At 63.5% G+C, this 11,080-nt stretch carries 10 protein-coding genes and 1 riboswitch; of the genes, 4 read left to right on the top strand and 6 right to left on the bottom strand.

Going from position 1 to position 11,080, the window contains the following annotated elements; genetic code table 11:
- On the bottom strand, positions 1–659 hold a 659-nt coding region (pstS, locus tag A3CW_RS0137520; RefSeq protein ID WP_035515092.1), incomplete at its 3' end, for a phosphate ABC transporter substrate-binding protein PstS.
- 476 nt (positions 660–1,135) lie between these two features.
- On the opposite strand from pstS, the gene A3CW_RS54480 reads away from it, so the two are divergent.
- A complete protein-coding gene (locus A3CW_RS54480; RefSeq protein WP_322787981.1) occupies positions 1,136–1,372 on the top strand; it encodes a hypothetical protein in 237 nt (78 codons plus the stop codon).
- Positions 1,373–1,480: 108 nt separating this feature from the next.
- On the opposite strand, the gene A3CW_RS0137510 is transcribed toward A3CW_RS54480, so the two are convergent.
- Positions 1,481–1,849, bottom strand: a complete 369-nt coding sequence (locus A3CW_RS0137510; protein WP_028208124.1) for an NUDIX hydrolase — start codon at positions 1,847–1,849, stop codon at positions 1,481–1,483.
- A 232-nt stretch (positions 1,850–2,081) separates the two neighbouring features.
- On the opposite strand from A3CW_RS0137510, the gene A3CW_RS0137505 reads away from it, so the two are divergent.
- On the top strand, positions 2,082–2,993 hold the full coding sequence (locus tag A3CW_RS0137505; RefSeq protein ID WP_028208123.1) for a CHAD domain-containing protein: 912 nt from the start codon (positions 2,082–2,084) through the stop codon (positions 2,991–2,993).
- Positions 2,994–3,009: 16 nt separating this feature from the next.
- Here A3CW_RS0137505 and A3CW_RS0137500 read toward each other — a convergent pair whose 3' ends face one another.
- The 3 genes from A3CW_RS0137500 to A3CW_RS48875 form a co-directional block, all read right to left on the bottom strand.
- Positions 3,010–3,402, bottom strand: coding sequence for a hypothetical protein (locus tag A3CW_RS0137500; RefSeq protein ID WP_154678156.1), 393 nt, complete (start codon positions 3,400–3,402; stop codon positions 3,010–3,012).
- Between the two features lie 165 nt (positions 3,403–3,567).
- Positions 3,568–5,043: a YncE family protein gene (locus tag A3CW_RS0137495; protein ID WP_028208121.1), complete on the bottom strand. Its 1,476-nt coding sequence runs from the start codon at positions 5,041–5,043 to the stop codon at positions 3,568–3,570.
- Between the two features lie 32 nt (positions 5,044–5,075).
- Positions 5,076–5,471 carry a DUF305 domain-containing protein gene (locus A3CW_RS48875; RefSeq protein WP_063750900.1) on the bottom strand — a complete coding sequence of 132 codons (396 nt, stop codon included), beginning with the start codon at positions 5,469–5,471 and terminating at the stop codon, positions 5,076–5,078.
- A gap of 318 nt (positions 5,472–5,789) precedes the next feature.
- On the opposite strand from A3CW_RS48875, the gene A3CW_RS0137485 reads away from it, so the two are divergent.
- Together A3CW_RS0137485 and A3CW_RS0137480 are read left to right on the top strand one after the other, a co-directional pair.
- Positions 5,790–7,373, top strand: coding sequence for an MFS transporter (locus A3CW_RS0137485; RefSeq protein WP_028208120.1), 1,584 nt, complete (start codon positions 5,790–5,792; stop codon positions 7,371–7,373).
- Positions 7,374–7,532: 159 nt separating this feature from the next.
- Entirely contained in the window at positions 7,533–9,491 is a 1,959-nt protein-coding gene (locus A3CW_RS0137480) for an acid phosphatase (protein WP_028208119.1), read from the top strand.
- 60 nt (positions 9,492–9,551) lie between these two features.
- Here the strand turns inward: A3CW_RS0137480 and A3CW_RS0137475 are convergent, their stop codons facing one another.
- On the bottom strand, positions 9,552–10,646 hold the full coding sequence (locus tag A3CW_RS0137475; protein WP_035515090.1) for a porin: 1,095 nt from the start codon (positions 10,644–10,646) through the stop codon (positions 9,552–9,554).
- Positions 10,647–10,904: 258 nt separating this feature from the next.
- Positions 10,905–10,995: riboswitch (adenosylcobalamin (AdoCbl) riboswitch) on the bottom strand.
- Between the last annotated feature and the right edge of the window lie 85 nt (positions 10,996–11,080).

Below are 11,080 nucleotides of genomic sequence, written 5' to 3'. Positions count from 1 at the left end.
TGCTTGGCGTACGCCCACTCGACGTAGCCGATCGCGCCCGGCAGACGCTGCACGAAGGCGGCCACGCCGTCGTTGCCCTTGCCGCCCGTGCCCGTCGGCCAGCTCACGGTCGTGCCTTCGCCGACCTTGCTCTTCCACTCGGGGTTGACCTTCGAGAGGTAGTTCGTCCAGATGAAGCTGGTGCCCGAGCCGTCGGCGCGGCGGACCACGGCGATGTCGAGATCAGGCAGCTTGACCTTCGGGTTCAGCGCGACGATGGCCGGATCGTTCCACTTCTTGATCTTGCCGAGGTAGATGTCGCCGAGCACCGGGCCCGACAGGGTGATCTCGCCCGGCTTCACGCCCGGCACGTTGATCGCCGGCACGACGCCGCCGACCACCGTCGGAAACTGGAACAGGCCTTCCTTGGCCAGATCCTCGTCCTTCAGCGGAGCGTCCGAGCCCGCGAAGTCCACCGTCTTGGCTTGAATCTGCTTGATGCCGCCCGACGAGCCAATGCCCTGGTAGTTGACCTTGCCGCCGCCCGACTTTTGATAGGCATCCGCCCATTTCGTATAGATCGGTGCTGCGAAGGTGCTACCCGCGCCGGTGATGTCAGCAGCCTGGGCGATGCCCGTGCCCAGCGCGAGAATGACAATCGCAAAGAGACTGACTCTCATCCCGTACTCCTTAAAATCGTTATTGATGCGCTGGACGTTACGTTCGCAATGTGACGATTGGGTGACACTGCAATCGATCGCAAAAAAGAGCTTATGGATGCTGACGTCACCATTCAGCGGACGGGTTAGCAAGGACTCACTGAACAGGTTCGAAGATGGATCGCGGCACGTGTGGAATGTCGCTATAAACCGTATATACTGTTTATACCGTTTTCAGACCGGAGATCGACATGACTGTAGCGACCACACGCAAACCCACCAAGAAGGCGTTCCACTTCCCGAAGTCCGCGGCAACCGAGGCAACCGCGGAAGAGCAAAGCGAAGCAGCAAAGCCCGCTGCGGCAGCGGAAGCGGCGGTTAAGTCCAAACGCAAAAAGGCCGCACCCAAAGCGGCGGCGAAACCCGCTCGCGCCGCTGCAGAGGCACCGGCTCCTGCACCTGCAGCCGCACCGGCCGAAAAGGTCAAGACCAGGCGCGTGAAGAAAGACAAGGTCGTGCGCGACAGCTTCACGATGCCCAAGACGGATTACCAGCGCATCGCACTCCTCAAACGCAAGTGCCTGGAGGCCGGTGTTGCGGTGAGAAAGAGCGAACTTTTGCGCGCCGGCCTTCAATTGCTGGAAGCGGCCCCGCAGAAGCGGCTGCTGGCTGCGATCGAAGCGCTCGAGACCGTCAAGACGGGCCGTCCGGCCAAAGGCGACGAAAACGCGTGATGCGCGCGAAGCGTTGGTGACGATGGGCTTGGGGCATCTGCCTGGATGGCAGATGCATCCGGATTGAACGCCGTGGGCCTTCAATCCCTCACCACGAGGGCCGTGGTGTTACTTCCTGCGCCGCTGGTTGATCAGCCGCACGATATCGTTCGTTGGGCCGCTGGTGATCAGGCGCGGGATGTCGTCGAGATGGACCCATCGACACCTGGCTATCTCGCTGCTCGGCCGTGCCTTGGCCTGCCTCGGTATTTCGCAGGAAAAAACGTGGTGGTGTTTCTGCTTGCCGCGAATGTCGAACAGATATCTGGCCGTCTTGCCCAGGAGCCGGGTCTCCTCCTTGAGTTCCCGAAGCGCGGTCTCCGTAAGATGCTCACCGCGCTTCAACATGCCACCCGGTAGTGCCCACTTCGACTGACTGCGTGCTACCAGGAGAATTCGCTTGCCTCTACGACAGATCACGGTGGCCCGTTTCTTCAACTCGAACTCCCACTTCGTTCCCGGGGGGCGCTTCTCGATGCATCCGCACAGCAACGCCTGACTTAGCTAAGCATCGTAATACAGAAAATCAGAAGTTCAACCTGCCGGCGACGCAAAAGCTGTCAACTTGTCAGAATTTGCACACTTCATCAAATCGTCACGAAGATTAGGTTGCCAACCGCCCATATGGTATGGTTTGGGCCAACCTGTTTTTGTCAGACTCGAGGCTGAAATGGATATGGACGGTGACTGGCCCTTGCCGCGGCCGCGCACTCGCTTCAGAATCGATCGGCGCCGCTCCGCTGCGTTACTCACCAGCAAGACCTCCATCGCCAGCACCTTCTCGTCATTGGCCATGCCAGTGGTCGTCGAGGTGGTGCAAAGAACGAAAACCCTGGCGACAGAAGTCGACCCCGAAGCGTTTCATCAGCTTCGGGTGGCCTTCAGAAAACTTCGTGCTTTGTACTGGGCGTACTCGCCCTGGCTCGGTGAGGAAGCCACCGCGCACGCCAGCGAAGAATTCAAGCGTCTGGCCGCCGTGGCGGGCGGAACGCGCGACTGGGACATCGCCGGCGATCTCCTCAAAACCGCGCAGAAGTCAGACGCATCCATCGAACTGCTCGTGAGCGCCGCGCGTGAGAAGCGCGCGCAAGCGGTGGCGCATAGCCAGGCCATGATCAAGAGCGACGCCGTCGAGGCATTTCTGAACGACGCCGTGCTTTATGCGCAAACCACGCTGCAGTCGTGTTGCAATGATCTTCCGATCCGCGCATTTGCCAGGCGGCGAGTCCGTATGGCGCAGCGCACGCTTCGAAAGCGCAGCAGACGCGCCGCGCGAAGCGAGGCCCGCCACGAGGAAAATCTCCATGACGTGCGCAAGGCCGGTAAAAAGCTGCGCTATCTACTCGAGTTTTTTCAACCCGTGATCAAAGGCGAGCACGAGCGCACCATCAAGGAGCTGACGTCCGTGCAAAAGACGCTGGGGGAGTTCAACGACATTGCCGCGAGCGAGACGTTGATCCGCAACACGTCATTCGACGAGGTGCCTGCCGACATCGTCGAGAAGTCATTGCAGTGGCTGGAAAGAAAGAAGTGCCAGCGGATCGACGTGGCCTCGCGAAGGGTGAGAGCCATCTCCGACTGAATCGGCGCCGCCGCCATCACTGGCAGGTCACGACGCTAACGGGCAGGTTCTCACTCGCCGCGCCGAGCCGCTCGCGCGACGCGGTGGTGATGGAACCGCCAGGCGGTATGCATTCCGATTGCCCCATCCCCCCGCCTTCCGCTTGCGGCGCGCCGTTGTTGAATGACTGCCACGTGATGATGACCGATGCGCCGCAGTTGTTGATCAAGTCGGTGTAGTCGAGTCCCAGTCTGGCGTTCTTCCCGCGATATTCCCGGTCGATGCAGTCTGTCGAAAGCTCGCTCGGCTCGAAGCGGGGTGAGGCTGCGGGCGCTGCACGATCGCCGGCAGCGCTGGCCATCCCATACGCCAGAAGGAGCAGGAGAAGGACGGTAAGCTGGCTGATAGCCAGATTGCGGGAGGCTCTCATTTCCTCACCTCGCTTTTCGGGTGTCGATCACCGTCAGTTAGCTTCCCACAAAAGCTGGCGTCAAGCGTCAGGCGCTGCCTTACGTGGGCAAACAGACAGTCTCGCCCACGCGCCCCAGGCCTTTTACTAAGGAATTCGAAATGACCGGGACGATGCCCGGGACACTCACAAGGCCTGCACCTGCACTGCCGGTCCGGGCGCGCCGCCCACGCTCGGCGCGATCACGAGATATCGTCGGTGGTCGGTCACGCCCGGCGTGCCAGGCGCGACGACCTGCCGGATCTGGCCCAGCGTGTTGACGATCGCCGAGCCGGCCGGATTGGCCTTGAAGCTCGCGAGGACGTCGATGCGGCCACTGCCGTCGGCGTGGTCCGAAAGTCCGAGGAAATACGGCTGGCCCGCCTGCAATCCCGTCACCGCAGCCTGCAGCACCTGCAGCAATCCCTGATCGAACAACGCCACCGAAGTGGGCGCAGCGCCATGGTCGGCCGCGGCGCCGCCCACCGGAACCAGCATGACGTGCGTGGCCTCCCCCGCCGCGCCGAGCGGCTGCGTGTTGGCCGTGCCGTCGCCATCCGGCACGGCGTCGGGCACATACGCCACGGCTTGCGGTGCCTGGCCGACCGGCACGGTGGCGATGACCTTGTTGGTCAGCGTGTCGATTGCCGTCATCGCATCGCCGTTTTCGAGGCCCACATAGACACGCGTGCCGTCGCCGGACGGCCAGATGCCGTGCGGCAGGCTGCCAACCGCAATGGTCGCCACCTGCGAAAAGTCGTCGGTGCGGAACACCTTGATCTGGTTCAGGCCTCCGACCGTCACGTATGCAAACATGCCGTGCGCGTTCTGCACGATGTTCACGTGATTGGTGATCGGCCCCGTATCGAGCGTTTTCAGCAGCGCAAACGGTGGGCGGGCATCGAACACCTGCGTCTTGCCCACATCCTTCAGCGTGAACCAGACCTGCCGGCCATCCGGCGTCGCCGCAATGTTCGGGCAGAACGGGCTCGCCTGCGTGACCCGGGCCACGACCTTGTGATCGGCTACCGAAACGACGTCGGTTTCCGGGTTGAAGGACGAACAGATATACCCGTACTTTCCATCGGGCGAGAAGATCTGCATGCCCGGCCCGGCTGGCACGACAATGCGCGTCTTCTCTTCGAAGGTCTTGCCGTCGAGCACATCGACGTAATTCTCGCCGCGCACGGTCACCCACACTTCGTTGCCGTCGGGCGTGAAGAAAGCCTCGTGCGGGGAGCGGCCCACATAGGTCACGTGCTTGACCGCATTGGTTTGCGTATCGATAAAGGTCACCGAGTTCGAGCCGATGGAGACAATGGCCAGCGTGCGGTGATCGGGCGAAAAGCCCATACCGTGCACGAGCAACTGACCGTGATAGAGCGGGCTGAAGTTGGCCGGGCTCGGCTCCCCGAGGCGGATGACACCGACCAGACGATTGGCTGCGGGATCGACGATCGATACGGTGTTCGAAAACTGATCAGACGAATAAACGCGGTCGCGATGGCTCACCGGAATATCGGCCGCCGCTAGCGAGCCGGGAACCTGCCCCGCCTCGGCAAGCGTTGCGGCGGCAAGCGCAGCGGCGGTCAGGGCCGCGCCAAGCATGGCGTTGTATTTCATGACGTTGTCTCCTGCGTCTTGATGCGAGTGGGTCAGTGGGACATCGGCCTCGGCGCCGTGTTCGCGTCATGCACCGCGAGGCGCATGGCAACGATCTCCTGCTGTTGCTCGACCACGATCTCCTGAGCGATCCTGCGTAACTGGACGTTGTGTCCATGCCGCAGTTCCGCCATGGCCATGTCGATGGCACCCTGGTGATGGGGAATCATTGTTGCGACGAAATCGCGGTCGACGTCGCCCGTGGGCCTGGCGGCCATCCCGGTCATCATCTTCGTCATGGCCGCGTCGTTTTCAGAGAGAAACGAGGCTTCCTCACTGTCGCGAGACGCTCCCGCGTCACTCGACGACGCGGCGCATAGACCGGCCAGGGAAAGCACGGCCGCACCGCTCACCGTTGCCCGCAAAACGAGTCGAACTGCAGCGTTCATGACGTCCCCTCCGTATTGGTCGAATCCTAGTCGATGTGAAGGCAAACAACGGACTCGCCGATTTACTCCCTGCAGAGCGAAATTGAATTGCAGATCGACGAGCCGCGAAACGTTGGCAAACGCTTCCCGGCTCACCTGGTCTCGCGCGGGCCCGGTGGAATAACTTCGTCGATGGCGTGTTCGTTCCGTGACATTCGCATCAGCGGGCGTACCATCATTGCACAGCGCATGAAGGTCGCACGCGCGGGGCCGGCCGATGGATCTTTTGCTGGGCGCCGCATAGCAGATTAGCCGCGTCGCAGCGGTGAGGAGCGCTACATGGCCACGAGCATTGGGCTTCACGATCAGGCGCGGCAGCTGTTGCCGTTTCGCGAGTCGGTATTGGCGATGCTCGGCGTCGCGTCGGTTTCGATGCTGATTGCGCTCGACCAGACCATCGTCGGCACCGCACTGCCGCGCATCGTCGCGGAGCTCAAGGGGTTCGAGCTCTATGCGTGGGTCGCGACGGCCTACATGCTTGCGTCGGTCATCACGATTCCGATCTTCGGGCGTCTGGGCGATCTGTTCGGCCGCAAACCCTTCATGCTGGCAGCGATCCTGGTCTTCACCCTCGCCTCGGTGCTCTGCGGGATCGCGACCAACATGCTGTTTCTCGTGCTCGCACGCGGCCTGCAGGGCATCGGCGGCGGCATCATGATGGGGACGGTGTTCGCAACTGTCGCCGATCTGTTCCCCGATCCGAGGCTACGCCTGCGTTGGCTGGTGTTCGTCTCGTCGGCGTTTGGCCTTGCGAACGTGGTCGGGCCAACGCTCGGGGGCATGTTGACCCAGCACGGCAGCTGGCGCCTCGTGTTCTTCGTCAACGTGCCGGTGGGTGTGGTGGCGCTCTTCTTCGTGCACGCTTTCCTGCCGCATCTGCACCATGCCCGCGAAGGCGCGCGGCTGCGTCTCGACTGGCTCGGCGCTTGCGTCGTCGCCGTCACGTTCGGCGCGCTGCAACTCGCCATCGAGCTCTTGCCGAGGCAAGGCTGGACGACTTCGACGATCGTGCTCGCGATGATCGTGCTGGTCTGTTCGCTGACGCTTTTCTTCTGGGAAAAGCGCATGGGCTATCCGATCATCCCCGTGGACATGCTGCTCGACCGCAAGCTCGGTCCGCTCTTTGCGATGTCGGTGCTCGGCGGGTTTGCGTTGTTCTCGCTCGTATTCTATGTACCGCTGCTGTTCCAGGGCGGCTATGCGATGTCGCCACGCGCCTCGGGCATGCTGATCACGCCGCTCCTGCTCGGCACGACGGTCGGCAGTTTCGTGAACAATCGCGTGGTCACGCGTATCCGGCGCGCCAACGCGATTCTCTACGTCGGCTTTGCGTTGTCCGCTTTCGCGAGCCTCGCGGTGGTCGTGCTGCGAGGCAACGAGCCGCATCTCGTGTGGATGGCGTGCATGGGCGCGAGCGGCCTGGGGCTGGGCCTCGTGGGCACGAGCCTCACGGTCTGCTCGCAGCAGATCGTCTCGCGCGACCATCTCGGCGCCGCCACGGCGATGCTGCAATCGCTGCGCACATTCGGCGGCATGCTGGGCACGGCGATGACGGGCGCGCTGCTCGGGCACCTCTACACGATGGGCGTGAATCGCTCGCTCGACTCGTATCAGGCGACGCAATGGTTCAAGTCGTTTGCGAGTCCCGAACTGCTCGTGGACCGCGCCGACCAGGCCGCGCTGATCGGCCGCCTCGTGAGCGCCGGCCATGCCGGCGACGCGATGATGAATTCGGCGCGCAGCGCACTCGTGGATTCGATCCACATGGGCCTCATCGTCGCTGCCGTGGCCGCGTTGGCCGGCCTGTGTCTCGCGTGGTTCGTGCCGCCCGTGCGGGTCGGCTATCTCGAGGCGCGGCAGTAAATGAACGGCGAATCATATTTCACCCGTACTTCAATTCCATTTCGGTTTAACATCAGAGTAATAAATTAGTAATTAGGGAGTAATCAAGGGTAAGCATAATTCGCCGCCGTCAGTCAGGAATAACCACACCGCATCAACCACGACGACGGAGCCCTCAGCATGCCCGCATCACGCCACCGAACTGCGCTGCCGGTCTACCTGGCAGTGCTTACCAGCGTTGCCGCGCTGACCGCCTGCGGCGGCAATAGCGATCCCGCCACCACTGCCGCCATTCCCGCGCCACCCACCGACCCCGGCTTCGTGGACAACGCGCCGATTCCCGACGTACCGGCTTTCGTCGACACCATCGCGACCAACCAGCGCGGCGACGCACGTTACGCCACGCTCGCGACCAATGCGGGCGTGCGCGTGGTGGCGCGCTTCCTCGATCTCTGGCAGCCGCTCACGCTGCTCGTGGACGCGGGCGTTTCCGCGCCTGCCAACGGCACGTTCCCCGCGGTCGTGCAGTCGACGTGGACGGGCGTCCCCACCGACGGCACGCCCAACGGCACGATCCTCAACAGCACGGTGCTGAACGCGAACATCCAGTACGTCGTGACCGCGACGACCCAGCGCAGCCAGGCGCAGGCCGACGCGGCCTACTACGACGACCGGCGCGGCAAGGGCTACAGCGTGACCGACGGCATGGGGCCGCTCACCGCCGCCTGGCGCTCGGCTGCCCAGCAAACCACGAGCATCACGTCGATTCCCGCGGACGCGACCACGACGCTCTACAACGACTCGGGCAACAACACGGGCGTAGGCAGCACGGGCAACGCGACCTTCGGCAAGGTGGTCGACCTGCTCAACACGATGGGCAACAACGCTTCCACCGAGCCCGCCAAGCGCTTCTACAAATACGCGCGGCCGTTCCGCTGGAGCACGAGCGTCGTGGTCGATCCCACGCTCGTGCCGGCCATCAGCACGACGCCTTCGACAGATGGCGGCTTCATCAGCGGCCACGAAGCCGAAGCCATGCGCGACGCGATGACCATGGCGTATCTCGTGCCCGAGCGTTACCAGGAAATGGCGAGCCGCGGCCTCGAACTCGGCGAAAACCGTATTCTCGCGGGCATGCATTCGCCGCTCGATGTAATCGGCGGCCGCATGTTCGCGCTGGCCGCCACCGCCGCGAATCTCTACGACCCCGCCAACGCCACGCTCAAGAGCGCGGCCTACGCGCAGGCGCACAGCACGCTCGAACAGGCCACCGGCACGAGCGCCACGACCTTCCCCGCCTTCGCGCATTCGGCCACGACCGCGACCGACCGCTTCGCCGACTATGCGACCAACAAGTCGGGATTCGCGCGCCGCATGACGTTCGGTTTCAGCCAGATCGAATCGACCGAGGCGCCGCCCGTCGTGCCCAAGGGCGCCGAGGTGCTGCTCGAAACGCGCTTCCCGTACCTGAGCGCCGACCAGCGCCGCGTCATCCTGAAGACGACCGAAGTCGTCTCGGGCTATCCGGTCATGGACGACGCCGAGGGTTGGGGCCGTCTGAACATGTTTAGTGCTGCAGATGGTTATGGCGCGTTCAACGGCAACGTGATCGTGGCGATGGACGCAACCCAGGGCGGCTTCAATGCCGCCGACAGCTGGCGCAACGACATCGCCGGCTCGGGCAAGCTCACGCTGCAGGGCAGCGGCACGCTCACGCTCGCGGGCAACAACAGTTACACGGGCGGCTCGCAGGTGAGCGGCGGCGTGCTCGCCGCAGCGTCGACCACGGCCTTCGGCAACGGCGACGTGTACGTCGGGTCCGGCGGCGGCGCGATCGTGGCGACGAGCGCGCCGTTGACGGTGGCGGGCAAGTACACGCAGCTCGACGGCACGACGCTCGAACTCGACATCGACGGCAACGGCGGCGGACGCCTGCGCGTGGGCGGCCAGCTCACGGTGGCGGGCGGCACGCTGCATGTGAAGTTCGTCAACGGCTATACGCCGAAAGCGGGCGACTCGATCGACGTGATCGACGGCAGCGGCGCATCGGTGAAATTCGCGACGGTCACGGTGGATGGCTTCAAGGCCACCCCCGTTTATTCTTCGACCGGCGTTGCGGTGAAGCTTTCGGCTTCGTGATCTAGCCACGCGGTAAAACGGCCCCGAATCGCAAGGGTTCGGGGCCGTTTTTTGTGTGCGTCAGAAGCGATGCCGGATGCCCGCCGCCACGAGCACCTGGTTGCGGCCGCCCGACGGGTCGCAGGTGTTGATCATCGCGAACGCACCGGACGACGCGCGCTGATAGATCGCCTCGGTATACACGTCCGTGCGCTTCGACAGCTGATAGTCGGCCTGCAGCGCGCCTTGATGCCAATGCGCGGAGGTCGCGCCCGTGTACGCATACATGCCCGCCAGCGAGAATGCGGGCGTGACCTGCCAAAGCGCATTCACTTCGTAGTTGCTGAAGGCGATCGAAGGCAGCGGCGCGCCGCCTTCGGCCTCGCTCACGCCGGTATGAATGGAACGTGACCAGGCCGCGCCGAGCGTCACGTCGCCGAGCACGTAGCTCATGCCCGCGCCGATGGTGTCTTCGCGCTGCACCGCGACCTCGGTCGGCACGAGGCCCGCGCCCGGCAGCACCGACGTATCGTACGCACCGACCGAAGAGGCGCCGCGTCCGTCGATGTGCATCCATGCCACCCCGGCGCTGAACGGGCCGCCCTCGTAGTGCGCGCCGAAGCCGTAGGCGCGGTTCTGCGCGAAGCGGCCCGCCGCGTTCGAAAATGCGTACATCGCGCCGGCGCTGAAACCACCGTACGTGGCGCTCGCGAACTTCACGGCGTTCGAGGCGAGCCACGAATTGTTGGCGTTGTCGTTGTCGAACGGATGCGCGAATGCCGTGCCACCCGCACCGCCCGTCAGCGTGAACGGGGCGAAGTAGTCGTGCATCGTGTCGTACTGGCGGCCCAGCGTGATCGTGCCAAATCGTTCGGATTGCAAACCAACGTAGAACGGATGGTCGTTGAAGGCTTCGCCAGACGTGACCGAGAAGCCGCGCTCGAGGCGAAAGATCGCGGCGTTGCCGCCGCCGAGATCCTCGCTGCCTTGCAGGCCCCAAAAACTGCCGTCGATGAGGCCCGAACCCGCGCGATACTGGGTGTGGCCGCCAACGTCGCTGACATAGTCGACGCTAGCGTCGATCTCACCGTACAACGTGACCTGCTGCGCCGAGGCGCCAGCGCCTGTGAATGCCAAAGCCGCGCCGCCAAGGACGGCCAGAATGTGCTTGTTCATGAGTCTTCTTGTTTGTGCTTGTAAAGAATGCATGGACGAGCGCCGTCAGCCCTCGCTCGATGCGGCGAGGTGCCCCGACGTCGTCGTTAATCCGTCAATATCCAGCGTGCTTTTGAACAGCGAACGCATGGCGGTCCGTGAGCGGTGTATCGCCGCATCGGGGCCAGTGGTGGCGACCGGATTGGGCCGCCTTTCTAAGGTAGGAGGGTGTGCATTGACGGCTCCTTGGGTTACGCGCCCTGGAATGAGTCGTGAAATAAACGCAGCGAGGTCTGACTTCTGGCTCGATTGACAGCCAGTCACAGTGGCGCGACCGCGCCGGATTCCCACCGGCTTCCCTGCTGCATTTCGCTCGCGCAGCGCCTACGCGCGAAAAACAGCTGCAAGGATAGCGTAAGTTGCGGGAGTGGCCAAACCGGGTGTTTTCGCCACAC

Source organism: Paraburkholderia nodosa DSM 21604, assembly GCF_000519185.1.
Lineage (GTDB): Bacteria > Pseudomonadota > Gammaproteobacteria > Burkholderiales > Burkholderiaceae > Paraburkholderia > Paraburkholderia nodosa.
Note: the sequence above shows the minus strand (reverse complement) of the source record. Positions and strands in the feature narration are given on the sequence as shown.

What these genes read in the sequence shown, in the direction of transcription:
- A3CW_RS0137480 (WP_028208119.1), top strand. Translation starts at nt 7,533, where the DNA reads ATGCCCGCATCACGCCACCGAACTGCGCTGCCGGTCTACCTGGCAGTG.
- A3CW_RS0137485 (WP_028208120.1), top strand. Translation starts at nt 5,790, where the DNA reads ATGGCCACGAGCATTGGGCTTCACGATCAGGCGCGGCAGCTGTTGCCG.
- A3CW_RS0137475 (WP_035515090.1), bottom strand. Translation starts at nt 10,646, where the DNA reads ATGAACAAGCACATTCTGGCCGTCCTTGGCGGCGCGGCTTTGGCATTC.
- A3CW_RS0137505 (WP_028208123.1), top strand. Translation starts at nt 2,082, where the DNA reads ATGGATATGGACGGTGACTGGCCCTTGCCGCGGCCGCGCACTCGCTTC.
- A3CW_RS0137500 (WP_154678156.1), bottom strand. Translation starts at nt 3,402, where the DNA reads ATGAGAGCCTCCCGCAATCTGGCTATCAGCCAGCTTACCGTCCTTCTC.
- A3CW_RS0137495 (WP_028208121.1), bottom strand. Translation starts at nt 5,043, where the DNA reads ATGAAATACAACGCCATGCTTGGCGCGGCCCTGACCGCCGCTGCGCTT.
- A3CW_RS48875 (WP_063750900.1), bottom strand. Translation starts at nt 5,471, where the DNA reads ATGAACGCTGCAGTTCGACTCGTTTTGCGGGCAACGGTGAGCGGTGCG.